This window comes from Enterobacter hormaechei ATCC 49162 (genome assembly GCF_001875655.1).
GTDB classification, from domain to species: Bacteria; Pseudomonadota; Gammaproteobacteria; order Enterobacterales; family Enterobacteriaceae; genus Enterobacter; species Enterobacter hormaechei.
In genome coordinates, this window is sequence record NZ_MKEQ01000001.1 from 2147059 (window position 1) to 2171553 (window position 24495).

The window sequence follows — 24495 nt, forward strand, 5'->3', positions numbered from 1 at the left end:
GAGGATAAAACCGTTAACGACGTTCCAGAATTTCGAAGCAGTAGCTGTGTGAGTTCTGCGTATCCGCATCGTGAAATTCACTGAATACGGACTCCCACTCGTCCGGATCGTAATCCGGGAAATGGGTATCCCCTTCCACTTCCGCATCAATGTGCGTCAGATACAGTTTCTGCGCTTTTGGCAAGAACTGCTCATACACACGACCACCGCCGATCACCATGATCTCTTCGGCATCGCCGCAGGCGGCAATTGCTTCATCAACGGACTTAACCCATTGAACGCGATCGTCAGTGCCCGGCTGGCTACTGATCACAATATTCTTACGACCCGGCAATGGACGACCAATCGACTCCCAGGTCAGGCGGCCCATCACTACCGGCTTGTTTAACGTAGTACGTTTAAACCATGCGAGATCGGCAGGCAGGTTCCACGGCATGGCGTTTTCCATGCCGATAACGCGGTCTACCGCCAGCGCTGCAATCAGACTGATCATTGAAAATTTCCCGGATGCAAAAAATTGCCGCCACTATACGGAAAGCTTAATCTTTCGTCGACTGGCGGCAGGGTAAAGAATTAGAAATTTTTTAATATTGCTGGCAACTCCACTTCACGCAGAAGGGTTACTCTGCGGTTCATCCGCAGGATCACCGGTATGCTTGCCCTCTTCCGTTCCTTGCCAGCCATGGCGCTGAACCAGCGACAGGTGATTACGATCCTCATTGATGATCTCCGTCAGCATGGTACTGGTGCGTTTAAACACCGCTGCGCGTTCGGTTGCCGTACTGCTCGCCATCGCCACCATCTCCTCCACCATCTCATGATTAAAACGGCGGAAAAGATCTGCACGCTCACGCGCTTCATACGCGCCAAGCCCGAGGCTTTCCAGCGCCATGCGGCCAGATTTGAGCGCACCTTCAAAGGTTTCACGTTCAGGCGCTGCCACTCCAGCCTGACGCAGCTGGATGTAATGATCGACATCGCGCGCGCGGGAAATAATGGTCAAATGCGGAAAGTGTTCTTTGACCAGCTCAACCATCTGCATGCTGGTCTCAGGATCGTCGATGGCGTTAATCAGCACCTCGGCCTTCGCCGCTCCGGCGGATTCCAGCAGGTCAACCCGGGTCGCATCGCCGTAAAACACCTTCATATCGAATTTACGCAGCGTATCGACATGGTCAGGATCGTGATCGAGGATAACCATTTTCACACCGCTGGAGAGCAGTAAACGGCCGGTGATCTGCCCGAAGCGGCCAAATCCGGCGATGATCACGCGCGGTTGCTCCTCGTCGATCTCATCGGCTTCTCGCTCCTGTTCGCTTCCTGCTTTTTCCAGGCGCGTCAGCAGCACCAGCAGGATCGGCGTTGCGGCCATCGACAGCGCGACCGCCAGCGTCAGGGCTTTTGCCCATTCGGGATCGAGTACATTTGCCATTTGCGCAGCGCCAAAGACCACGAAAGCAAACTCACTCCCCTGCCCCAGCAGCACGGCAAACCAGCGGCGCTGCGGTTTTGGCACATTTAACGGGCGGGCAATCAGCCACAGCATCGCCATTTTAATGACCAGGAAGCCCACCAGCAGAATGATGATGCGCAGCGGATGGGTTACCAGCGTCCCGAAGTCGACAGACATCCCGACGCCGATGAAAAACAGCCCCAGCAGCAATCCTTTAAACGGTTCGATATCGCTTTCCAGCGCGTGACGGTATTCGGAGCTTGCCAGCAAGACCCCGGCAAGGAAGGCGCCCATTGCCATCGACAGCCCGGCCTCTTCCAGCAACAATCCAAAACCAAACACCAGGAATAACGCAACGGCGCTGAAGACTTCGCGCAGGCCAGAGCGAGCAACAAAGCGCAGCAGCGGACGCGTTACGTAACGACCCAGCAGAACAACCAGCGCCAGCGCACCGACCACCTTCAGCGCCGATAATGCAAATGCCCCCAGCGTCGTAGATGCGCCGCTGGTTGCCAGCAGCGGGATCATCGCCACCAGCGGGATCGCGGCAATATCCTGGAACAACAGCACGGAGAAGGTGCTACGCCCCATTTGCGACACCGTCAGGTTACGCTCGTTCATTGCCTGCATGGCTATCGCCGTCGAGGAGAGCGCCAGCGTCATGCCAATCAGCGCCGCGACTTTCCACTCCATTCCGAGCAGGATACAGAATCCGCCGAGCAGCAAACCGCAGGCCAGCATTTGCAGAGCGCCTCCGCCAAACACCGAGGCGCGCAGTTTCCACAGCCGCTGCGGATCCAGCTCCAGGCCAATCACGAACAGCATCAGCACCACGCCGATTTCTGCAAAATGCAGGATCGACTCGGCATCCGTCACCAGCCGAAAGCCCCAGGGGCCAATGACACATCCGGCAATCAGATAGCCGAGCACCGAGCCAAGCCCCAGGCGAACCGCCACGGGCACAATTAATGCCGCCGCGCCGAGGTAAATCAGCGCCTGTATCAGCGTATGGCTATCCATTGTGGGCCTCCTGCCACTCAAGCAAGCGTTGTTTGTAGTGACGAGCCTGCGCCTGCAAGGTTTCATCGTCACAGACAAAGGTACAGTGCATCGCAAAAGGCGGAAGCCAGTTCAGACCACAGTAAAGGGCCGTCGCCTGTAGCGGTTGCGCCAGCACCTCAAAGCCGGGGAAAGCACCAATATCAAAGTGGCTTTCCCCCCCGCCGGTGGTTACGGCCCACATCAGGCTTTTGCCCTGTAGCGCGTTGCCGCCGTGTCCGTATGCCCAACCGTGGGAGAAAACTTTGTCGATCCACAGTTTCAGCAGCGGAGGGGTGCTGTACCACTGCATTGGATGCTGCCAGACGATCAGGTCGGCACGGGAGAGCGCCTCCTGTTCAGCAGCGACATCGATATTAAAGTCTGGATAGCGTTGATAGAGGGAACGTATCTCTACGTTTTCAAGCGTCCTTGCCTGCTCAAGCATCCGCTTATTGGCATGCGAGTGCTGCGGATAGGGGTGCGCATAAATTATCAGAACCATGAATATGCCTGTCTTTTACTTTTCTTGTAGCAATGAGTGTAGACAGTTACCACCCCGACTGAAAGGGACTAACTAAGGCCGTCAGGTAAAACGCAAGTATTGGCAATCTTCTCAACCGTGCCCACGTTACCGCGGCTCAAGAAAGCGAGCGAGGTGTGTAATGAATTCATATTATAAAGCAGTCATACTCAAACATATTATTAACGGATGTTTTTAGAATATCTTAAGTCATTATGTAATAAATTAACCTGTACATAACCCCTTGAAAAAATAATAATTTTATGCTCTTTTTTTGAGTTCACCTTTTTACGCGATCAATATACGTTTTCATACACGTTAACTTGATGTTCCCTTCTCACTCAAATGGATGTGTACATGAGCAATAAACGCTTTAATTTAAACAATACAACTAAAACTCTGGGAAAGATATTTCCTGCCTTGTTAATATGTACGCCAGTAGTTGCATTTTCTGCCACCATTGACCAATCAACATCTGTCCCTCAAAATTTCTCCACCGATACTGAATATGTTATAAATCAAGATGTCACGATATCTTCCGCAGATAGTGAAGCGGCGGTATCTGTCTCTGGATTTACTACCACCAACGCCACTAATAATGGCAATATTTCTGGCGCGGGAAATGGCCTGGATATTAATACTGGTGATCAGAGCATGGTAATTAATAATGGCATCGGTGCAACCATTTCCTCCACCACCGCAAATGCTGTTAATATTCAGTCAATGCTCGGTAATTTTACTAACAGTGGAAATATTATCGGCGCGGAAAATGGCATAGCTGTCAGCGAAAACTCTTCCGCAGTAACCATTATCAATACCAGCACTGGAATAATAAAAGGAAAAACGGGTCTAAGTACTCACGTTGGCATTGGCATTAATAACAGTGGCGCAATTATAGGTACAAATGGTGATGCTATTATGGCAACTCATGGCAACACCAAGCTTACTAACAGTGCCCTTGTGCAGGGAACCGAGAACGGTATCAATGTAAAAGATACTGCAAAATTGGATATCAAGAATAGCGGAACGATTAGTGGCGATACAGCCGCTATTATGTTTGCCAGTAATAAAAATAACGCCCTGGTGCTTGATACGGGTTCCGTCCTTGTCGGTGACGTTATTTCCACCAATTCCACGGGAAACAATCTCTCTCTGATCGGCACCGGCACAGAAGACAGTAACTTTGTTGGCCTGAATGAAGGCGACGGCTTTGCCAGCGTCACAATGAACGGCGAAAGCTGGGCGCTGTCGGGCGATCTCGACATTATTGGCTCTGGCGATTCCTTACTGGTAGAGACCGGCGCATTAACCCTGTCGGGTGCGGTATCCAACACCGGTAATACACGCGTTGCCAAAGATGCCTCTCTGCAACTGGGTGATGGCGAAAAAACCGCAACGCTCAGCGGTGGACTGACTAACAACGGTACCGTCATTTTTAATCAGGGCAGTGATTTCACGTTTGCCACCGATATGACCGGTAGCGGTAACGTCGAAAAAGTAGACGCCAACACTCTGACCCTGACGGGCAATAATAGCTACACAGGGGATACCGTTCTGCACGGCGGCACCACGCTGGTCGCCAGCGGCGCGCAACTTGGTGTCGAGGGCAGTAACGCCACCGTTACCGTTGAAAACGGCGCGACCTTTGCCACCGCAGGTGAAGTGAACAACAACGTTGCTATTCTTACCGGCGGTACGCTGGCAGCGTGGAATGCGGTTCAGGGTAACGCAACGCTGCGCGGGGCCGGGGTGGATACCGTGAATGGCAACGTGACAAACGGCGGCACGCTGCTGCTCGCCGCGGCTGATAATAGCGTTGGCAATAATTTTACGATTAACGGCGACTACACCGGTTCTGCCGGCAGCCAGATTGTGATGAACAGCACCCTGGGTGAAGATAATGCGCCAACCGACCACCTCACCATTACCGGCAGCAGCTTTGGTCAGTCCGGCGTAAGCATCTCCAACATTGGCGGTGCAGGCGCTCAAACCATTAACGGAATGGAAATTGTAAACGTAGGTGGCAGTTCCGAAGCCCAGCTGACGCTGGCTGCACCCGTTGTTGCTGGCGCTTATGAATACAATCTTTATCAGCACGACGACGGCAACTGGTATCTGGAATCAAAGGCAACACCTTCTGATGAACCTACCGACGACACCGACGGCGATAACACTGACGGCGGTGACAACACCGACAACGGCGGTAACACCGACAACGGCGGCAACACCGACAACGGCGGCAATACCGACAACGGCGGCGACACCGACAACGGCGGCAACACCGATAACGGCGGCAACACCGACAACGGCGGCAACACCGACAACGGCGGCAACACCGACAACGGCGGCAACACCGACAATGGCGGCGACACCGACAACGGCGGTAACACCGACAACGGCGGTAACACCGACAACGGCGGCAATACCGACAACGGTGGAAACAACGCGCCAGAAGTCATGGCACCAGAAGTCGGCGCTTACTTAGGTAACTACCTCGCAGCGCAGAGCATGTTCCTGCATAAGCGTGACGACCGTGACCAGATCACCTTCCGCAATGAAGAGGATCTGAACACCTGGATGTACGTTAAGGGTCGCTATCACGAGAACGATGCCGGTGGCGATAAAGTCAGCTATGACACCACCACCACCGTCCTGCAAGTCGGCAGTGATTTCATGAGCAAGCCAATGGACAACGGTATCCTGCGTGCCGGTGGTATGTTCGGTGCAGGCCAGGCGAAAACCCACTCTGATGCGAAGCACAACGTGCGTGATGCACAGGGTAAAGTGGATGGCTTCAATGTTGGGCTGTACGCCACCTGGCAGGAAGATCAGAAATTACGTCTTGGCAGCTACATTGATACCTGGGCCGCTTATAGCTGGTACAACAACAAAGTGACCAGCAACCGCAACGATGAAGACTACGATAGCGAAGGTTTCGCCGCGTCTGTTGAAGTCGGTCATGCGTGGGTTATCAAGTCTGAAAACGAACGTACCTGGAAGATCGAGCCACAGGCACAGGTGATCTACAGCTATCTCGATCAGGAGAACCACACCGATCGCGACGGCGTTCGTGTGACCACGCTGGATAATGACAGCGTCTTCGGACGTCTGGGCGTGAAATCCAGCTACTTCCAGCAGAATGACGTCACGGCCTGGCAGCCGTATGTTGCGGTTAACTGGCTGAAAGGTGCAGGTCAAAACGATCTGGCCTTTAACGACGAGACCGTCAGCAACGACACGCCGGAAGATCGTGGTCAGTTAGAGCTGGGCGTCACCGGCAACCTGAACGAGACCACAACGATCTCCCTGCGCGCCAGCGGCGAATGGGGTGAGAACAGCTATGCCGCTTACGGCGGTCATATTTTGTTAAACCACCGCTGGTAATCTGACTGCATAACGCAAAAAAGCAGTGGCATTTGCCACTGCTTTTTTTTTAATTATCCAGTTCACCCATTGATTTAACCTGGTCACGGTTAATCTGCTCGGTTTGTCCGGTTTCGGCGTTTTTATAGGATACCAGACCGGTATCGTCATCCACCTGCGGTTTCCCGTCAGTCACGATGGTTTTGCCATCGGTGGTTTTTACGGCCTGATTAGACGAACAGCCCGCCACGGTGAACATTGCAGTGGCAGCCAGAACGGAAGCGATCAGTAGTTTATTTTGCATGGTGTTTTCCCCTGCTCTCAGTTGAATTTTCGTTATCGACCTGACTATTTTAGGCTAACTGACTGAAAGCGGATGAAAAACCAGAAGGTTCTTAAGATGGATAAAGAAAATCACAGGGCGGGTAAGCGAAGCGCCACCCGCCATTTGCCCGGCGGCGCTAACGCTTGCCGGGCCTGTGCAGATTACTTACTAATCTGAGCGTGCATTTCCTGCACCGAAATCACCTTCTCAGTGGCATCCGCATTCAGCGCCATGGCTGTCGCGAAACCGCCGTTCAGGGTGGTGTCATAGTGCACTTTGTACTGGAGCGCGCTGCGGCGAATCAGCTTGGAGTCTTCAATCGCCTGGCGACCTGCGGTGGTGTTAATGATGTAGGTGTACTCGCCATTCTTAATGCGATCCTGAATGTGCGGACGACCTTCATGCACTTTGTTCACCAGACGCGGATTAATGCCCGCTTCACCCAGCACAATCGCCGTACCGTGAGTGGCGTCCAGCTCGAAGCCCTGCTTCAGCAGCTTGGCGGCCAGGTCAACGACGCGCTCTTTATCGCCTTCGCGAACGGAGAGCAGCGCACGACCCGATTTCTTCATGGTGGAGTTACTGCCCAGCTGTGCTTTCGCAAACGCTTCTGCGAAGGTACGGCCCACGCCCATCACTTCCCCGGTAGAGCGCATCTCTGGCCCTAACAGCGGGTCAACGCCCGGGAATTTGTTGAACGGCAGCACCACCTCTTTCACCGAGTAGTACGGCGGGATGATTTCTTTGGTCACGCCCTGCTGAGCCAGCGTCTGGCCTGCCATCACGCGCGCCGCCACTTTCGCCAGCGGAATACCGGTCGCTTTAGAGACGAACGGTACGGTACGCGCTGCACGCGGGTTGACTTCAATCAGATAGACTTCGTTGTCTTTTACCGCGAACTGAACGTTCATCAGGCCACGAACCTGCAACTCAAAGGCCAGCTTCTGCACCTGCTGGCGCATCACGTCCTGAATCTCCTGGCTCAGGGTGTACGCTGGCAGAGAACAGGCGGAGTCACCGGAGTGCACGCCCGCCTGCTCGATGTGCTCCATGATGCCGCCAATCAGCACCATTTCGCCGTCGCAGATGGCGTCCACGTCCACTTCCACCGCGTCGTCGAGGAAGCGGTCGAGCAGCACTGGCGCATCGTTGGAAACGCTCACTGCCGTCTGGAAGTAGCGACGCAGGTCGGCTTCGTCGTAGACGATTTCCATCGCGCGGCCGCCCAGGACGTAGGATGGACGCACCACCAGCGGGTAGCCAATCTCTTTCGCTTTCTCAACGGCCATTTCAATCGCGGTCACGGTGGCGTTCGCTGGCTGTTTCAGCTTGAGACGGTCAACCGCCTGCTGGAAACGCTCGCGGTCTTCCGCACGGTCAATCGCATCCGGGCTGGTGCCGATGACCGGCACGCCTGCGGCTTCCAGCGCGCGCGCCAGCTTCAGCGGAGTCTGGCCGCCGTACTGCACGATCACGCCTTTTGGCTTCTCGATGCGCACAATTTCCAGCACGTCTTCCAGCGTAACCGGCTCGAAGTAGAGGCGGTCGGAGGTGTCGTAGTCGGTAGAAACCGTTTCCGGGTTACAGTTGACCATGATGGTCTCGTAACCGTCTTCGCGCAGCGCCAGCGAGGCGTGCACGCAACAGTAGTCGAACTCGATGCCCTGGCCGATACGGTTTGGACCGCCGCCCAGCACCATAATCTTGTCGCGGTCGACGGACGGGTTCGCTTCGCACTCGTCTTCATAGGTGGAGTACATGTACGCGGTGTCGGTAGAGAACTCTGCCGCACAGGTGTCGACGCGCTTGTAAACCGGGTGCAGGTCATACTGGTCGCGCAGCTTGCGGATCTCCGCTTCACGCACGCCCGCCAGTTTAGCCAGACGCGCATCGGCAAAGCCTTTACGCTTCAGCACTCGCAGGAAGTCTGCGTCCAGGCCGTTGATGCCCAGCTCCGCCACTTTCTCTTCCAGGCGCACCAGCTCTTCAATCTGCACCAGGAACCAGCGGTCGATGTTAGTCAGATTAAATACGCCGTCGACGGAGAGGCCCGCGCGGAAGGCATCGGCGATGTACCAGATACGCTCTGCGCCCGCGTCTTTCAGCTCACGGCGGATTTTGGTCAGTGCTTCCGGGTCGTCCAGGCTGACTTTCGGGTCAAAGCCGGTCGCGCCCACTTCCAGGCCGCGCAGCGCTTTTTGCAGGGATTCCTGCTGCGTGCGGCCAATCGCCATGACTTCACCAACAGATTTCATCTGGGTCGTCAGGCGGTCGTTGGCGCCAGCGAATTTTTCGAAGTTGAAGCGTGGAATTTTGGTCACAACGTAGTCGATGGACGGTTCGAAGGACGCTGGCGTGCGGCCACCGGTAATGTCGTTCATCAGCTCGTCAAGGGTGTAACCCACCGCCAGTTTCGCCGCCACTTTCGCAATCGGGAAGCCGGTGGCTTTGGAGGCCAGCGCGGAGGAGCGGGACACGCGCGGGTTCATTTCGATAACAATCAGACGACCGGTTTTCGGGTTCACCGAGAACTGCACGTTAGAGCCGCCGGTTTCCACGCCGATTTCACGCAGTACCGCCATCGAGGCGTTACGCATGATTTGATACTCTTTGTCGGTCAGCGTTTGCGCTGGCGCAACGGTGATGGAGTCGCCGGTGTGGATCCCCATCGCATCGAAGTTTTCGATGGAGCAGACGATGATGCAGTTGTCGTTCTTATCACGCACCACTTCCATCTCGTACTCTTTCCAGCCAATCAGCGATTCATCAATCAGCAGCTCTTTGGTTGGGGAGAGATCCAGGCCACGCTCGCAAATTTCTTCAAACTCTTCGCGGTTGTAGGCAATGCCGCCGCCGGTGCCGCCCATGGTGAACGATGGACGGATGATGCACGGATAGCCCACGTCAGCCGCAACGGCCAGCGCTTCTTCCATATTGTGCGCAATACCGGAACGTGCGGTGTCGAGGCCGATTTTTTTCATTGCCACGTCGAAGCGGCGACGGTCTTCTGCTTTATCAATCGCGTCGGCGGTGGCACCAATCATGGTTACGCCGAACTCTTCCAGCACGCCCTGACGCTCCAGCTCCAGCGCACAGTTCAGCGCCGTCTGGCCGCCCATGGTTGGCAGGACCGCGTCCGGGCGCTCTTTCTCGATAATTTTGCGTACCACTTCCCAGTGAATCGGCTCGATGTAGGTCGCATCAGCCATTTCCGGGTCGGTCATGATGGTTGCCGGGTTTGAGTTGACCAGGATGACGCGGTAACCCTCTTCACGCAGGGCTTTACATGCCTGCGCGCCGGAATAGTCAAATTCACAGGCCTGGCCGATGACAATCGGGCCAGCGCCAAGGATCAGGATGCTTTTTATGTCTGTACGTTTTGGCATGGTTTTCTCAGCTCCTGATTATTTAGCGGTCTTACGGTATTGCTCGATAAGTTCGATGAAGTGATCGAACAGCGGCGCGGCGTCGTGTGGGCCGGGGCTGGCTTCAGGGTGGCCCTGGAAGCTGAACGCAGGCTTATCGGTGCGATGGATACCCTGCAAGGTGCCGTCGAACAGTGATTTGTGCGTCACGCGCAGGTTAGCTGGCATTGTCGCTTCATCCACAGCGAAACCGTGGTTCTGCGCGGTGATCATCACCGTGTTGTTATCGATGTCTTTCACCGGGTGGTTACCACCGTGGTGGCCGAACTTCATCTTGACGGTGTTCGCCCCGCTCGCCAGCGCCAGCAGCTGATGGCCGAGACAGATGCCGAATACCGGGATATCGGTTTCGAGGAAGGACTTGATGGCGTCGATAGCGTAATCGCACGGCGCCGGGTCGCCAGGACCGTTAGAAAGGAAGATACCGTCTGGATTCATTTTCAGAACATCTTCCGCAGACGTTTGTGCCGGAACAACTGTCAGGCGGCAGCCGCGGTCAACCAGCATACGCAGGATGTTGCGCTTGGCGCCAAAATCGTAGGCCACCACGTGGAATGGCAGCTCGCTCTCTGGTTTCGCTTCCGGCAGGTCGCCTTCCAGCGTCCAGCTTCCCTGCGTCCAGCTGTAGGCTTCAGCGGTGGTCACTTCCTTCGCCAGGTCCATACCGTTCAGGCCCAAGAAGGCTTTCGCTTTTTCCAGCGCCAGCGTTGCATCAAGGTTATCCCCTGCGATGATGCAGCCGTTTTGTGCCCCTTTCTCGCGCAGCAGACGCGTCAGCTTACGCGTATCGATATCGGCAATCGCCACAATGTTATGGCGCTTCAGGTAAGAAGAGAGGTCTTCGGTGTTGCGGAAGTTGCTGGCAATCAGCGGCAGGTCGCGAATGACCAGGCCTTGCGCATGTACCTGAGAGGATTCTTCGTCAGCCGCATTGGTGCCGACATTGCCGATATGAGGATAAGTAAGAGTAACGATTTGGCGAGAATAGGAAGGATCAGTGAGGATTTCTTGATAACCGGTCATTGAAGTATTGAAAACGACTTCCCCAACCGCCGAACCCGTTGCCCCTATGGCCCGACCGATAAACTGGGTTCCGTCTTCCAGAACCAATAGCGCTGACTTAATCAAAACACCCTCCAGAGAATATTCACTCACTTTATTTGCATATTAATTCATAACCATGTCATGGATCAATGCAAATGTGTTGCCAGCGGATTTTTGGCAAACGGCGGCATTCTGGGGATTTGCCCGGTAAAAGTCAACTTAAAACGGATATTTTGTTTATTCTTTTGCAAGCCTGGCGGCTGGATTTCGAATTAAGCGGCAAAAAGATCATCTAAATCACCGTGAAAACCGCTTGCGTGCCCAGTTTAATAGAAATGAGCGTCGAACGGGAATAAAAAGTGGACCAAACGGTCAAAATTTACAATCCAGCAACACAAAACAGCAGGAATAAGGTCATTTTTAAGTGCTTGAAGGCGATAAGTATTGATAATTGATAAAATAAAAGGGCAATAATATATTGCCCTATGCAATCAAATGCTTACGACTGCAATAACCACATCACGATGGGTAATAACACTTACAAATCGTTGAGATTCAGGACGTCACGCATATCAAAAATACCGTTAGACTTACCTTTTAACCACAGAGCGGAGCGTACCGCTCCGTTTGCAAACGTCATGCGGCTGGATGCTTTATGCGTGATTTCGACTCTTTCGCCAATATCAGCGAACATGGCGGTATGTTCGCCGACGATATCTCCCGCGCGAACCGTAGCAAACCCAATGGTGCCAGGAACACGCTCGCCAGTGTGACCTTCCCGAGAATAGACCGCGATGTCTTTCAAATCTTTATCCATTGCATATGCAATCGCTTCGCCCATCGCCAGCGCCGTGCCTGACGGCGCATCGACTTTGTGGCGATGATGTGCTTCGACAATTTCAATGTCGGTATAGTCGCCCATCACCTTCGCCGCCTTCTCCAGCAGTTTCAGCATGACGTTAACGCCCACGCTAAAGTTTGCCGCAAAGACAATCGCAATCTCCCTGGACGCATCCTGAATGGCTTGCTTACCGGCCTCGTCAAAACCAGTGGTGCCAATCACCATCCCTTTACCGTGCTGACGGCAAAACGCCAGATGAGCCAGCGTGCCTTCAGGGCGGGTAAAATCGATGAACACGTCAAAGTCGTCTTTCACGGCCTCAAGGCTGCTCTGCACGGTAACGCCCGTCTGACCTGCGCCCGCCAACTCGCCTGCATCGGCTCCCAAAAGCGATGAACCTTCACGCTCCAGCGCCGCGCCAAGCGCTACGCCATCCATCTGTAGTGCCGCCTGAATCAGCTGACGGCCCATACGTCCGCCCGCGCCCGCAATGGCGACGCGGATCTGTGCATCATGCATAGTTATTCTCTTACGTTAAAATGATGTAAATCGTTTTCAGATTAACCAGCCTTCGCAGAGGCCGCCACAGAAAACGCCGATAATTAGAAATTAATGATAAACAGGGAGAGATATCAGTGAAAGACATGATCGTCAGCGAAAACCGCATGATTCCCGCACGACCAGCGCAGGCGGCAGGATGATACGTTTGGCGGGTTCATCATTGCCCTGTATCCGGCTGTACAGTAACTCCCCCGCCTTACGACCAATCTCTTTCGCCGCCACTGATACGGTGGTCAATGCGGGCTGCACCAGAGCCGCTTCGGTAATATCATCAAAACCGACCAGCGCAAAATCGCGTCCCGGCTCACGGCCCATCTTGCGTAAGCTTTGCATCACTCCCAGCGCCACGACATCCTGATAGCAAATCGCCGCGCTGATGTGTGGATGCTCAAGGAGTAACGCCTCCGCCACGCGCGCACCGTCGCTTTGGCTGGCGTGTGAGGTTCTGATCCAGGCAGGATTCGGCGTCACCCCGTACTCAAGCAGCTTGCTGGTAAAGCCGCCAATACGCTGTGCCCGGGAGCCCGAATTCTGGCTCCCCCCGATGAACGCAATGTGCCGATGGCCCATTCTGAGCAGATGCTCCGTCGCCATCTGCGTGCCTAAGAAGTTATCCGTTCCGACAAAATCAAAATCTGGATCGTTCAGCGGGCGCACAACCATGATCGCCGGAATATTGCGCCGCTTCAGCCCCTCAAAAAAGGCCTGGGGCGTTTCCCGGGCCGCGCACAGCACCATACCACTAACGTTATTCCGCATAAGTGAATCAACAAATTTTTGCTGTCGCTCTGCCGATTCCTCGCTGTTCGCCAGAAAAAGCAGCAGCTCATGGCGCTCCATTTCATGACTTAGCCCTGCCGTCATCTCGCTGTAAAAAGGGTTGGTAATATCGTGCAAAAGCAGCCCGACCTGGTTACTGCGGCGGTTACGTAAATTGGCTGCCGTCTGGTTATAGACATAGCCGGATTCATCCAGCGCCTTCAGCACACGTTCGCGCGTGCTTTGCGAGATACGGCCTTTGTTGCAGAGCACCATCGAGACCGTCGCCGTTGACACGCCGGCGCGTTTCGCGACATCGGCCAGTGTAATTCCCGTCATGTTGTCTCCTTTCATCATCTCTACAGGTTAATCGAATAACCTATTTTTTGCATTTTTCCCTGTGAGACTCTTCACATTACCGCTGAGGATCTGGATGCGATTCGCATTTATGGCGGGTTAATCGCGTTAACCACTCTTCTCAAACACGGTTAATCGAATAACCTTAAATAACGATTACGGAGGATACAATGACAACCTACGACAAATTTCCCACTGTAGCGATAAAGGGATATGACGACAGCGCCTGGCAAGGCTGGGAGGCGATTACCCGCGTCCTTGAGGCAAAAACCCAACAGCGCAGCCGTACGGTGCTGGTGATGGATTGCTATCCGGGCGTGCGCATGACCGAGCTTGAAGAGAACGTGCTGCCGCGGCTACGTCCGACGCTGGCGATCAATGCCGAACAGGCGCGACGGGATGAGGGTGCCATCCATGAGATGCTGGCGCGCAACCTCACGGACGATCGCGTTTTTGGCGTACTCTCCTGCCACCAGCCTGGTGAGTTTTTCGATGCTGCGCGTCTGAAGACCTTACAGGAGCAGGTGAACCAGTGTACCGAGGGGCTGATTGTGATTTACGGGCCCGGTGCGACGCTTGTCCATCCGGGTGATGTGCTGGTGTATGCCGATCTGCCGCGCTGGGAGATCCAGCAGCGTATGCGCAGCGGCGAGATGGGAAACTGGGGCGCAGAGAATCAGCAGGAAGATATGCTTCGTCGCTACAAGCGCGCCTTTTTTGTCGAGTGGCGCGTCTTCGACCGCCACAAAACGCCGCTGCTCAGGCGCACCGATTTTTTACTGGATACAACCCAGGCGAACCAGCCCGCGATGGTCAGCGGCGAGGCCTTGCGAGCCGGGCTGAAGCAAACTACCACTCAGCCTTTCCGCGTGGCGCCCTTCTTCGATCCCGGCGTCTGGGGCGGCCAGTGGATGAAACAGCAATTCGATCTCGATCCCTCTGCACCCAATTACGCATGGTGTTTTGACTGCGTGCCCGAGGAGAACAGCCTGTTACTGCGTTTTGGCGCAGTGCGGATCGAGATCCCCTCTCTGGATCTGGTTCTGCTTGAGCCTCGTGCTCTGCTGGGCGAGAAAGTTCACGCACGTTTCGGCGCAGAGTTCCCGATCCGCTTTGACTTCCTCGACACCATGGGTGGCCAGAATCTGAGCCTCCAGGTCCACCCCATTACTGAGTACATCCAGCAGCAGTTTGGGATGCATTATACCCAGGATGAGAGTTATTACATTCTGGAAGCCGAGCCGGGTGCCGTCGTCTATCTGGGGACCAAAACCGGTACCGACCCTGAGGCCATGATGGACGATCTCAGGCGCGCGGGTCGCGGTGAAAAACCGTTTAATGACGACCACTTCGTTAATCAGATCCCGGCGAAAAAGCACGACCATTTCCTGATCCCGGCAGGGACGGTGCACTGCTCCGGCGCGGGAACCATGGTGCTGGAGATCAGCGCTACGCCGTATATCTTCACTTTCAAACTGTGGGACTGGGGTCGCCTGGGCCTGGACGGGCTCCCGCGCCCGGTACACCTGGAACACGGTGAAAAGGTAATCGACTGGGAGCGCGACACGCAGTGGGTACATCAGCATCTGGTGAATCAGTTCGAACCTGTCGCGGAAGGAAACGGCTGGCGCGAAGAGCGTACTGGCCTGCACGAGCGTGAATTTATCGAAACCCGCCGCCACTGGTTTAGCGAACCCGTTGTGCACCACACCGGCGGCGGCGTAAATGTACTGAATCTGGTAGAGGGCGACGAAGCAATTGTCGACAGCCCAACCGGTGCATTTGAGCCGTTTACCGTTCATTACGCCGAAACCTTCATCATTCCGGCAAGCGTAGGTGAGTATCGCATTTCACCGTCCTCCCGTGCTTGCGGACAACCGCTTGCGACCATCAAAGCCTGGGTAAGGAGCTAACGATGATTCATTTTATTGTCGCTACTCACGGTCCATTAGCCACCGCGCTACTGGAGAGTGGCCGGATGGTGTACGGCGACCTTCCCAACGTACACGCCGTTTGCCTGACTGAACAGGCGGGAATAGAGGGCTTCCGGCAGGATTTCAGCGCCACGCTGAAAGCGGCAAGCGCCAACGCCGAAGGTGTGCTGGTGTTATGCGACATGCAAAGCGGCACGCCGTGGAACGTGGCCTGTGAGGCCGCGTTTACCCCTCTCACGCAGCCGCCGGTCGCCGTGGTGGCTGGCGTTAACTTCCCGATGCTGCTGCAAACCGACGAAGTGATGATGGCACGCGACGTTCATCATGCTGCCGCACAGCTTATCGAACTCACACTGCCGACGCTGGTACAGGCGAAACCGGCGGATACTGCACAGACAGACGATTTTTAAGGAGCCGCATATGAGTATTTCTTTTGTACGCATTGACGACCGCGTGATCCACGGGCAGCTCATTACGCGCTGGGCCAGGGAGCTGCCCTGCGACGGCATCGTTGCCATTGACGATGCCGTCGCGGCCGATCCGCTGTTATCGTCGGTCATGAAAGGGGCCGTATCAGACACCAAAGTGTGGCTGTTCGATACGGCAACCGCGATCGAAAAACTGCCAAAAGTGATTGCCAGCGAGAAACGCTATTTCGTGATTGGTAAATCACCACTCACGCTACAGCGCATTGAGCAGGCAGGCATTAGCCTGAAAAACAGCAACGGGAAAATTAACGTGGGGCCAATGAGCGCCCGGGCTAACACGATCACCATCGGCCCGAACCAATCGGTAACGCCAGATGAAGCGGCGGCGTTCGAATGGCTGACCGGACAGGGGCATGCGATTGAATTCCGCCTGGTTCCCGATGCCAGTTTTTATACCTGGCAGGATGCCAGACAAAAGCTGAAATAAGGAGCAGATCATGATTATCGAAGCGGCTTTAATTGGCCTGCTGTGTTATCTGGGCGCACTCAGTAGTCCGTGGCTTTTAGGGCTAACGGGCGGCTGGTATCTCATCTCCCGACCGCTCATTTCCGGGATGCTGGTTGGCCTGATCCTGGGCGATATCAAAACCGGGATCATGATTGGCGTAGCGGTACAGGCGGTGTATATCGCAATGGTGACGCCCGGCGGCTCAATGCCAGCAGATTTGAACTTTGTGGCATATCCGGCCATTGCGCTGGGGATACTTTCCGGCAAAGGACCTGAGGTTGCCGTCGCGCTGGCGGCGACTATCGGAATCGCCGGAACCATTCTCTTCAATGCGATGATGGTGCTGAACTCCTTCTGGAACCATCGTGCGGATGTGGCGCTGGAGAACGGCGACGAGCGCGGGATCTACCTCAACAGCGCTATCTGGCCGCAGGCGATGAACTTTGTGCTGCGCTTTGTGCCTACCTTTATCGCCGTCTTTTTCGGCGCACAGTACATTAGCGGGTTTATGGACAGCCTGCCGCACATCGTCCTCTCCACCATGAATGTGCTGGGCGGCATTTTGCCCGCCGTCGGTATTGCCATCCTGCTTAAGCAGATCATCAAAAGCTATAGCATGCTCATCTACTTCCTGGTGGGCTTCGTCTGTATCGTGTTTCTGAAACTCAATATGGTCGCGCTGGTGATCGTGGGCGCCCTGCTGGCACTGATTCATTACAACTATAAACCCGAGGCACCGCAGGCCGTGGCTTCAGCACCTGTCCCTGACGACGAGGATGAATTCTGATGGAAGAACGTAAACTCACCCGCAAGGATCTGCGCCGCTGCTGGCGAGCGTGGATGATGCACAACCTCTCCTCAATGAGCTTTGAACGCCTTGAATCCTTCGGCTTTTGCCTCAGCATGCTACCGGTCGCAAAAAAGCTCTATCCCGACGCGGCACAACGTACCGAGATGCTGCGCCGTCACGCGTCGTTCTACAACACGGAGCCACAGATTGGCGCGATCGTTAACGGTATGGCGCTGGGGCTGGAAGAGAAAAAAGCCAACGGCGAGCCGATTGATGGTGAAACCATAAACACCCTGAAGGTAGGCCTGATGGGGCCGATCGCCGGGATCGGCGATTCCATGATCCCCGGCATGCTGATCCCGATCCTGCTCAGCATCGGGATGGCGCTGGCGGCAGGCGGAAATATCCTCGGCCCGCTGTTTTATACCGTTGCCTGGCTGGCCATCATCATCCCTGGCTCCTGGTTCCTGTTTCTGAAAGGCTACCAGATGGGTTCCGGCTCCGTGGAGATGCTGGTGAGCAGCAAATCCACCCGGCTACGGGAAGCACTCTCGCTACTGGGCGTATTTGTCATGGGCGGCGTGGCGGCCAGCTACGTTAAGCTCGGCACCGGGCTGGAATTTATCACCCGGGATGGGGTTAACATTCACCTTCAGCAGATGCTGGACGGTATTTTCCCACAGTTGCTTCCGCTGGCGGTGGTCCTGGGGACCTGGTATCTGATGGCAAAACGCGGCGTGTCGCCGGTGAAAGCCATGGCATTACTGCTTATACTGGCAGCGCTTGGCGTGGCATCAGGTTTGTTTGCAGGATAAGAAAACCGGGGCAACGCCCCGGCTTTTTATGGATGGAAGTTATTCCACAGCTCTGCCGCTTTATCGGGACGCGAAATAAACTGGAACCGCGCGGGCTCATCAATAAACTGCTGATAAACAGGCGCATCAGTAATACCGAACTCCAGATAACTGCGCGGTGTAACCATCTGCAAACGCCCTGGTCTGTAATGACTGTTGTGCTGCCAGACAATATGATCCCCCTGAACTAAGGGATACCAGGCCAGACCTTTTCGCGCACGAACGGCCTCATACTCAAAGCCATATTCCCGATCGCACCACGCGCCAAAGGTCAGCGGCTCATTGGGCGAGGCCGAAATCGTCGCATGACCCCAACCAGGAGGGACCAGTACCTTTTCACCTGGCCCCGCGAGCACCGCAAAACAGCGTCCCGGATCGTCGTCCACATATTCCTGCATGTAGATAATCGCTTTACCCTGCCAGATTTCATACAGTTCAGGCGGCGACCATCCGCTGTGCTGGCTAATGCGGTGAACATGTCCCTGGCTGCGGACCGGCTCATCGCCAAGCGTGCCTGCCGCGTAGGTTACCACACCAAAAAGCAGCATGCGTTTTTCGAGTTCCTGCCTGTCCGCCAGACGCGCCACGTCCATCGCGATGGCATACACCTGTTCAGGCCCTTCGCAGTCCGGATTGCGCAGCGACGGGCGGATCTGATCCAGCGTTCTGATCTCCGGCATCGGCCCGGTAACGTCCTCTCCGTAGCAAAAACCGAGCGGCTGACGGGTGATGGTCATATCAAGGCCATAGTTAGCCATGGCGCACCTCGTAACCTTTCCCGGAAGCAAAGATCCGCACGGTGAAGCCCTCTGCCAGCGCCGCATAGTCGTGTCCCGCGATACTCGGCCAGACGGCAAGGGAGGACAGCGTCTCGTTGCCAGTGTTAATCAAGCGATGTGCGGTAAAAGGCGGAATAATATGCACGGAGCCTGCCGTCACCTGCTCAAGCCGCGCGTCGCCCGCCTCCGTTTGCAGCAGCAGCAAGCCAACTCCGCGCAGGCCAAAATAGACCTCGCCCTGTTCGCGGCGCTGGTGAAAATGGCCGCGCGTCATAAAGAACTCACCGCCAATCTTCCCTGCATAAAGGTGTGTTACCCCAACGAAAAGTGCCCCTTCCCCCACGGGGGAGTCCAGGACGTCTACGTCATACACGCTTTTTTGAGGATCGCCGCACGTCCACGCCTCGCCGTCCGAGAAGATATCGGGAAGATCCGTAAGACGAGTCGTTTTGCGGGTAAGAGGCCCGCCAGCTAGCGCGCCGGTTGCCCACGCCACCTGAGGTGGCAGAAAGATGTCTGAAGTCATATTGGTCTCCGGCCCAAGGAGAACAGCAGTATCATCATGACAGATTAAACGATTAACCCGCTCGTAAAATGCGTTACTATTGATGGTGAATCACAGTTAACCAGAAACAAAAATGCCGGAAGCTTTCACCACCGGCATTTTTAAGGCTGAAAGGAGGTTACTCCACTTCGCGGGCGTCGATTCGCAGCTCTTTCGGCACTTCAAAGACAATATTCTCTTCACGGCCTTCCAGCGGCACCGCTTCGCCACCGCCCATCTCTTGCAGGCGGGCAATGACGTTCTGCACCAGAATATCCGGCGCAGACGCGCCAGCCGTCACACCGACACAGGCCGCGTTTTTCACCCACGCTTCCTGAATGTCCGTTGCGTCGTCGATCAGGAACGCCGCTTTCCCCATACGCTGCGCCAGTTCGGCCAGACGGTTGGAGTTAGAGGAGTTTTTCGAGCCGACCACCAGCACCACGTCCGCCTGCTCCGCCAGCGCACGCACCGCTTCCTGACGGTTGGTGGTGGCGTAGCAGATATCATCTTTACGCGGCCCGACGATTTTCGGGAAGCGCTGACGCAGGGCGTCAATCACGTCAGAGGTGTCGTCTACGGAGAGCGTTGTCTGGGTCATAAACGACAGACGCGCTTCGTTTTTCACGTTCAGCGTAAAGACGTCTTCCGGCGACTCAACCAGATACATGCCCCCTTCCGGATTGCTGTACTGGCCCATGGTGCCTTCGACTTCCGGATGACCGGCATGGCCAATCAGAATCGACTCTTCACCACGACGGCTGGCGCGCGCCACTTCCATATGCACCTTGGTCACTAAAGGACAGGTGGCATCGAATACGGTCAGATCGCGGCTTTTGGCTTCGTTACGCACCGCCTGTGAAACGCCGTGGGCAGAGAAGATCAGGATTGCACCGTCCGGCACTTCGCTGATCTGCTCGATGAAAATCGCCCCGCGCTCGCGCAGGCTGTCCACCACGTAGCGGTTGTGCACCACTTCGTGACGCACGTAAATCGGCGCGCCGTAAATCTCCAGCGCGTTTTCAACAATGCTGATAGCGCGGTCTACACCGGCGCAGAAGCCGCGCGGGTTAGCCAACAGGATCTGCATTTCAGGCCTCCAGTGCCGGATCGATCTCCAGCACTTCTACATCAAAATGAACGGTACGCCCGGCAAGCGGATGGTTGAAGTCAACGGTGATGGAGTCCCCGTTGATTTCGCGGATCACGCCAGGCATTTCGCTGCCGTCCATAGCGGTAAAGAGCATGATCGCCCCTACTTCCGGTTCGCCCGCATCCATAAACTCACGGCGCGAGAAATATTGCACCAGGTCCGGGCTTGGCACACCAAATGCGGCATCCGGCTCCAGCGAAAATGCCTTTTTCTCGCCCTCTTTCAGGCCAAGAAGCTGCTGCTCAAGACCTTCAGACAGGGACGTGTCGCCAAGACGAAACAGGGCAGGTTTGCCGTTATTGCGGGTGGATTCAGCCGTGGAGCCATCATCCAGCTTCAGCGTGAAGTGGACGAGAACCGCGCTGTTGCTCTGTACGGATTTAGACATGCAAATTGCTCTTTAGTGTTGTCTCGCCTGTGTGCCGGGTGGCACTTCGCTTACCCGGCCTACAAGTGTCGGCATTGACAATTAAACCTGCTCTTTCGCAGCCGGTTTTGGCAAGAAGCCTTCCAGCACGATTAACGCCGCACCAACGCATATTGCGCTATCGGCGAGGTTAAAGGTCGCGAAGTGCCAGTCGCCGACGTAGAAGTCGATCATATCGACCACAAAGCCGTGCCACAGGCGGTCAAACAGGTTACCCAGTGCGCCGCCAATGATCAGCGCGTAGGCGATGTTATTCAGCTTTTGCGTGGCCTTCGAGCGGTACATCAGCACCGCCAGCACGACGCAGATACCGATCGCGATACCTGCGAAGAACCAGCGCTGCCAGCCACCGCTGTCGGCAAGGAAACTGAACGCCGCGCCGTAGTTACGGGCGTAGTGCAGGTTAAGCGACGGGAACAGCGGGACCGTATCCCCCAGAGCGAAATTCTGGAGGATCAGGAACTTGCTGCCCAAATCAATAATCAGCACCACCACAACCAGCCACAGCCAGCGCAGTCCTGTTGAACAGAGAGTTTTACTCATCAGGCAAACTTACGTTTTTCGCCGTCACCGGCGACGTTGCTTACACAGCGTCCGCAAATGTCTGCGTGTTCCGCCACCTGACCGACATCAGTGGTGTAATGCCAGCAACGCGGGCATTTTTCACCGTCGGCTTTGCTCAGAGCGACTTTCAGTCCTTTGAGCAGTTCGCTCTGCTGAGCATCAGCAGAAGCCTCGGCATAATCCGCAACTTTCGCACCGGAGGTCAACAGGACAAATCGTAATTCATCGCCCAGCGCGGTCAGCTTCGCGGCCAGCTCAGGCTCTGCGTACAGGGTCACCGTCGCTTCCAGAGAGCCACCGACTTTCTTGTCCGCACGCGCCTGCTCGATAACCTTGTTCACTTCGCCACGCACTTTCAGCAGCTCGTCCCAGTAAGCATCGTTCATCGCCTCGGTGCTGGAGAGGTCAAACAGACCTTCGTACCACTCGCCGGTGAACACATACTTCTCGCGGTCGCCCGGCAGGTAGCCCCAGATTTCATCCGCGGTGAAGGACATGATCGGCGCCATCCAGCGTACCAGCGCTTCTGCGATGTGGAATAGCGCGGTCTGGCAGCTACGACGCGCCACGCTGTCCGCTTTCGCGGTGTACTGGCGGTCTTTTATGATGTCGAGGTAGAACGAGCCCATCTCGATGGAGCAGAAGCGCATCAGGCGCTGCACCACTTCGTGGAAGTCGTAAGACTCATATGCCTTAACGATGTCTTCCTGGGCCGCTTTCGCACAGCCTACCGCCCAGCGATCGAGCACGACCATCTCTTCCGGTTTAACCATGTCTTTCACTGGATCAAACCCGTTCAGGTTCGCCAGCAGGAAGCGCGCGGTGTTACGGATACGACGATAGCTGTCAGCCGCACGTTTCAGGATCTCGTCAGACACCGCCATTTCGCCGGTGTAGTCGGTAGAGGCCACCCACAGACGCAGAATGTCTGCGCCCAGCTTATTCATCACGTCCTGCGGAGAAACGGTGTTACCGATGGACTTGGACATCTTACGGCCCTGACCATCCACGGTGAAGCCGTGAGTCAGAACCTGACGGTAAGGTGCTTTGCCCTTCATGGCGGTGGAGATCATCAGGGATGACATGAACCAGCCGCGGTGTTGGTCGGAACCTTCCAGATACATGTCGGCAGCGTGACCGGCAAATTCCGGACGCACGTCAACCACGGAAGAGTGGGTAGACCCGGAGTCGAACCACACGTCCAGGGTATCCGGCACTTTCTCGTAGTTGTCCGCGTCCGCGCCCAGGATGTCGCGGGCGTCGAGATCCCACCACGCCTGAATGCCGTCAACTTCAACGCGCTTCGCCACTTCTTCCATCAGTTCCAGGGTGTTCGGGTGCAGTTCCTGCGTCTCTTTATGCACGAACAGCGACATCGGCACGCCCCAGGTACGCTGACGGGAGATACACCAGTCAGGACGGTTAGCCACCATCGATTCGATACGCGCCTGGCCCCAGTCAGGGATCCACTGCACGCCTTTGATCTCTTTCAGTGACTGCTCGCGCAGGCCTTTCTGATCCATGCTGACGAACCACTGCGGGGTCGCACGGAAGATGATCGGGGTCTTATGGCGCCAGCAGCACGGATAGCTGTGCTGCATTTTCTCAACGTGCAGCAGTGCGCCGCGATCACGCAGCATGTCAACGATGATATCGTTCGCCTTGAAGACGTTGATACCGTCCAGCGCCGGGTACGTGCCTGGCAGGTAAGAGCCGTCCGGGCCAACCGGGTTGGCGATTTCCAGACCGTATTTCAGGCTGATGTTGTAGTCGTCAGGACCGTGGCCACCGGCGGTATGTACCGCACCGGTACCCGCGTCCAGCGTCACGTGGTCGCCCAGGATCGCCGGAACGTCAAAGTCCAGGAACGGGTGTTTGAAGCGCATCAGCTCCAGCGCGTCGCCTTTTACGGTGCCCAGCACGGAGTAGTCGGTGATGTTCGCGCGCTTCAGCACGCTCTCAACCAGATCTTTCGCCAGGATAACCGCGCGGCCATCAATCTGCACCAGCGCGTACTCAAACTCACCGGACAGGGAAATAGCACGGTTGGCTGGCAGCGTCCACGGGGTGGTGGTCCAGATAACCAACGAGATTGGGCCGCTTACGCCAGGCAGACCAAATTTAGCTTTGATCGCATCCTGATCGACCGCTTCGAAAGCCACGTCGATAGAAGGGGAGGTTTTGTCGTAATACTCCACTTCCGCTTCTGCCAGCGCAGAGCGGCAATCTACGCACCAGTGCACCGGCTTCGCGCCCTTGTGCAGGTGGCCGTTACCGATGATTTTGCCCAGCGCACGGATGATGTTCGCTTCGGTTTTGAAGTCCATGGTCAGGTACGGGTGCGACCAGTCGCCCAGCACGCCCAGACGGATGAAGTCAGCGCGCTGACCGTCCACCTGGGTGGCGGCGTATTCGCGGCATTTCGCGCGGAACTCGGCGGCGGTGAACTTCTCACCCGGCTTGCCGAACTCTTGCTCCACTTTCAGCTCGATTGGCAGACCGTGGCAGTCCCAGCCCGGAACGTAAGGCGAGTCATATCCCGCGAGTCCTTTGGACTTCACGATAATGTCTTTCAGAATCTTGTTTACAGAGTGACCAATATGAATGCTGCCATTCGCATATGGAGGGCCATCATGCAGAATGAAGGTTTTTTTGCCTTTTTTGGCTGCACGAATGATGCCGTACAGGTCATCATCGGTCCAACGCGCCAGCATTCCCGGTTCACGCTTGGCGAGATCGCCGCGCATCGGGAACCCTGTTTCCGGCAAATTCAGGGTTGATTTATAGTCACTCATCAGATTCTCGGTTCCGTATTTATCACGTAG

The 24495-nt window shown here is 55.7% G+C and carries 20 protein-coding genes; 6 read left to right on the forward strand and 14 right to left on the reverse strand.

Features of this window, described 5'->3' with window-relative positions; genetic code table 11:
* Positions 1-13: 13 nt before the first annotated feature.
* From folA to kefF, 3 genes are all read right to left on the reverse strand, one after another.
* Positions 14-493 carry a type 3 dihydrofolate reductase gene (folA, locus tag BH712_RS10795; RefSeq protein WP_006810145.1) on the reverse strand — a complete coding sequence of 160 codons (480 nt, stop codon included), beginning with the start codon at positions 491-493 and terminating at the stop codon, positions 14-16.
* Positions 494-607: 114 nt separating this feature from the next.
* Positions 608-2473 (reverse strand): glutathione-regulated potassium-efflux system protein KefC, encoded by a 1866-nt coding sequence (kefC, locus tag BH712_RS10805; RefSeq protein WP_006810146.1) that lies wholly within the window; start codon positions 2471-2473, stop codon positions 608-610.
* The gene (gene kefF, locus BH712_RS10810; protein ID WP_006810147.1) at positions 2466-2996 is read right to left on the reverse strand and encodes a glutathione-regulated potassium-efflux system oxidoreductase KefF; all 531 of its coding nucleotides are present in this window, start codon (positions 2994-2996) and stop codon (positions 2466-2468) included. The genes kefC and kefF overlap by 8 nt, the downstream gene beginning before the upstream one ends.
* Before the next feature lie 375 nt (positions 2997-3371).
* On the opposite strand from kefF, the gene BH712_RS10815 reads away from it, so the two are divergent.
* Positions 3372-6398: an autotransporter family protein gene (locus tag BH712_RS10815; RefSeq protein WP_174269502.1), complete on the forward strand. Its 3027-nt coding sequence runs from the start codon at positions 3372-3374 to the stop codon at positions 6396-6398.
* A gap of 49 nt (positions 6399-6447) precedes the next feature.
* Here the strand turns inward: BH712_RS10815 and BH712_RS10820 are convergent, their stop codons facing one another.
* The 5 genes from BH712_RS10820 to BH712_RS10840 form a co-directional block, all read right to left on the reverse strand.
* Positions 6448-6681 (reverse strand): YgdI/YgdR family lipoprotein, encoded by a 234-nt coding sequence (locus tag BH712_RS10820; RefSeq protein ID WP_003856439.1) that lies wholly within the window; start codon positions 6679-6681, stop codon positions 6448-6450.
* A 182-nt stretch (positions 6682-6863) separates the two neighbouring features.
* Positions 6864-10088 carry a carbamoyl-phosphate synthase large subunit gene (gene carB / locus BH712_RS10825; RefSeq protein ID WP_006810149.1) on the reverse strand — a complete coding sequence of 1075 codons (3225 nt, stop codon included), beginning with the start codon at positions 10086-10088 and terminating at the stop codon, positions 6864-6866.
* An 18-nt stretch (positions 10089-10106) separates the two neighbouring features.
* Positions 10107-11255: a glutamine-hydrolyzing carbamoyl-phosphate synthase small subunit gene (gene carA / locus BH712_RS10830; protein ID WP_032673656.1), complete on the reverse strand. Its 1149-nt coding sequence runs from the start codon at positions 11253-11255 to the stop codon at positions 10107-10109.
* Positions 11256-11709: 454 nt separating this feature from the next.
* On the reverse strand, positions 11710-12531 hold the full coding sequence (gene dapB / locus BH712_RS10835; RefSeq protein WP_006810152.1) for a 4-hydroxy-tetrahydrodipicolinate reductase: 822 nt from the start codon (positions 12529-12531) through the stop codon (positions 11710-11712).
* Positions 12532-12663: 132 nt separating this feature from the next.
* Positions 12664-13671 carry a LacI family DNA-binding transcriptional regulator gene (locus BH712_RS10840; protein WP_032673657.1) on the reverse strand — a complete coding sequence of 336 codons (1008 nt, stop codon included), beginning with the start codon at positions 13669-13671 and terminating at the stop codon, positions 12664-12666.
* Between the two features lie 188 nt (positions 13672-13859).
* Here BH712_RS10840 and BH712_RS10845 point away from each other — a divergent pair, with 188 nt between their 5' ends.
* Genes BH712_RS10845 through BH712_RS10865 form a run of 5 tightly spaced genes read left to right on the forward strand, consistent with a single transcriptional unit; the run spans position 13860 to position 18164 of the window.
* Positions 13860-15602 carry a class I mannose-6-phosphate isomerase gene (locus tag BH712_RS10845; RefSeq protein ID WP_006810155.1) on the forward strand — a complete coding sequence of 581 codons (1743 nt, stop codon included), beginning with the start codon at positions 13860-13862 and terminating at the stop codon, positions 15600-15602.
* Positions 15603-15604: 2 nt separating this feature from the next.
* Positions 15605-16033 (forward strand): PTS sugar transporter subunit IIA, encoded by a 429-nt coding sequence (locus BH712_RS10850; RefSeq protein ID WP_006810156.1) that lies wholly within the window; start codon positions 15605-15607, stop codon positions 16031-16033.
* A 10-nt stretch (positions 16034-16043) separates the two neighbouring features.
* Positions 16044-16538 carry a PTS sugar transporter subunit IIB gene (locus BH712_RS10855; protein ID WP_006810157.1) on the forward strand — a complete coding sequence of 165 codons (495 nt, stop codon included), beginning with the start codon at positions 16044-16046 and terminating at the stop codon, positions 16536-16538.
* Between the two features lie 10 nt (positions 16539-16548).
* The gene (locus BH712_RS10860; protein WP_006810158.1) at positions 16549-17346 is read left to right on the forward strand and encodes a PTS mannose/fructose/sorbose/N-acetylgalactosamine transporter subunit IIC; all 798 of its coding nucleotides are present in this window, start codon (positions 16549-16551) and stop codon (positions 17344-17346) included.
* Entirely contained in the window at positions 17346-18164 is an 819-nt protein-coding gene (locus BH712_RS10865; RefSeq protein WP_006810159.1) for a PTS system mannose/fructose/sorbose family transporter subunit IID, read from the forward strand. Before BH712_RS10860 ends, BH712_RS10865 begins: the two co-directional genes overlap by 1 nt.
* Before the next feature lie 26 nt (positions 18165-18190).
* Here BH712_RS10865 and BH712_RS10870 read toward each other — a convergent pair whose 3' ends face one another.
* From BH712_RS10870 to ileS, 6 genes are all read right to left on the reverse strand, one after another.
* Entirely contained in the window at positions 18191-18961 is a 771-nt protein-coding gene (locus BH712_RS10870; protein WP_006810160.1) for a glucose-6-phosphate isomerase family protein, read from the reverse strand.
* A complete protein-coding gene (locus BH712_RS10875; protein ID WP_006810161.1) occupies positions 18954-19508 on the reverse strand; it encodes a glucose-6-phosphate isomerase family protein in 555 nt (184 codons plus the stop codon). The genes BH712_RS10870 and BH712_RS10875 overlap by 8 nt, the downstream gene beginning before the upstream one ends.
* 157 nt (positions 19509-19665) lie before the next feature.
* A complete protein-coding gene (gene ispH, locus BH712_RS10880) occupies positions 19666-20616 on the reverse strand; it encodes a 4-hydroxy-3-methylbut-2-enyl diphosphate reductase (protein WP_006810162.1) in 951 nt (316 codons plus the stop codon).
* Position 20617: 1 nt separating this feature from the next.
* A complete protein-coding gene (gene fkpB, locus BH712_RS10885) occupies positions 20618-21067 on the reverse strand; it encodes an FKBP-type peptidyl-prolyl cis-trans isomerase (protein ID WP_006810163.1) in 450 nt (149 codons plus the stop codon).
* A gap of 81 nt (positions 21068-21148) precedes the next feature.
* The gene (gene lspA, locus BH712_RS10890; protein WP_006810164.1) at positions 21149-21649 is read right to left on the reverse strand and encodes a signal peptidase II; all 501 of its coding nucleotides are present in this window, start codon (positions 21647-21649) and stop codon (positions 21149-21151) included.
* Positions 21649-24465, reverse strand: a complete 2817-nt coding sequence (gene ileS, locus BH712_RS10895; protein ID WP_006810165.1) for an isoleucine--tRNA ligase — start codon at positions 24463-24465, stop codon at positions 21649-21651. The genes lspA and ileS overlap by 1 nt, the downstream gene beginning before the upstream one ends.
* Positions 24466-24495: the final 30 nt, after the last annotated feature.

Excerpts from the sequence above, each read along its gene's own strand:
- BH712_RS10875 (WP_006810161.1), bottom strand. The coding sequence starts at position 19,508 with ATGACTTCAGACATCTTTCTGCCACCTCAGGTGGCGTGGGCAACCGGC.
- BH712_RS10840 (WP_032673657.1), bottom strand. The coding sequence starts at position 13,671 with ATGACGGGAATTACACTGGCCGATGTCGCGAAACGCGCCGGCGTGTCA.
- fkpB (WP_006810163.1), bottom strand. The coding sequence starts at position 21,067 with ATGTCTAAATCCGTACAGAGCAACAGCGCGGTTCTCGTCCACTTCACG.
- folA (WP_006810145.1), bottom strand. The coding sequence starts at position 493 with ATGATCAGTCTGATTGCAGCGCTGGCGGTAGACCGCGTTATCGGCATG.
- BH712_RS10815 (WP_174269502.1), top strand. The coding sequence starts at position 3,372 with ATGAGCAATAAACGCTTTAATTTAAACAATACAACTAAAACTCTGGGA.
- kefF (WP_006810147.1), bottom strand. The coding sequence starts at position 2,996 with ATGGTTCTGATAATTTATGCGCACCCCTATCCGCAGCACTCGCATGCC.
- BH712_RS10820 (WP_003856439.1), bottom strand. The coding sequence starts at position 6,681 with ATGCAAAATAAACTACTGATCGCTTCCGTTCTGGCTGCCACTGCAATG.
- BH712_RS10850 (WP_006810156.1), top strand. The coding sequence starts at position 15,605 with ATGATTCATTTTATTGTCGCTACTCACGGTCCATTAGCCACCGCGCTA.
- BH712_RS10860 (WP_006810158.1), top strand. The coding sequence starts at position 16,549 with ATGATTATCGAAGCGGCTTTAATTGGCCTGCTGTGTTATCTGGGCGCA.
- ileS (WP_006810165.1), bottom strand. The coding sequence starts at position 24,465 with ATGAGTGACTATAAATCAACCCTGAATTTGCCGGAAACAGGGTTCCCG.
- BH712_RS10845 (WP_006810155.1), top strand. The coding sequence starts at position 13,860 with ATGACAACCTACGACAAATTTCCCACTGTAGCGATAAAGGGATATGAC.
- ispH (WP_006810162.1), bottom strand. The coding sequence starts at position 20,616 with ATGCAGATCCTGTTGGCTAACCCGCGCGGCTTCTGCGCCGGTGTAGAC.
- BH712_RS10865 (WP_006810159.1), top strand. The coding sequence starts at position 17,346 with ATGGAAGAACGTAAACTCACCCGCAAGGATCTGCGCCGCTGCTGGCGA.
- BH712_RS10855 (WP_006810157.1), top strand. The coding sequence starts at position 16,044 with ATGAGTATTTCTTTTGTACGCATTGACGACCGCGTGATCCACGGGCAG.
- BH712_RS10870 (WP_006810160.1), bottom strand. The coding sequence starts at position 18,961 with ATGGCTAACTATGGCCTTGATATGACCATCACCCGTCAGCCGCTCGGT.
- kefC (WP_006810146.1), bottom strand. The coding sequence starts at position 2,473 with ATGGATAGCCATACGCTGATACAGGCGCTGATTTACCTCGGCGCGGCG.
- lspA (WP_006810164.1), bottom strand. The coding sequence starts at position 21,649 with ATGAGTAAAACTCTCTGTTCAACAGGACTGCGCTGGCTGTGGCTGGTT.
- dapB (WP_006810152.1), bottom strand. The coding sequence starts at position 12,531 with ATGCATGATGCACAGATCCGCGTCGCCATTGCGGGCGCGGGCGGACGT.
- carB (WP_006810149.1), bottom strand. The coding sequence starts at position 10,088 with ATGCCAAAACGTACAGACATAAAAAGCATCCTGATCCTTGGCGCTGGC.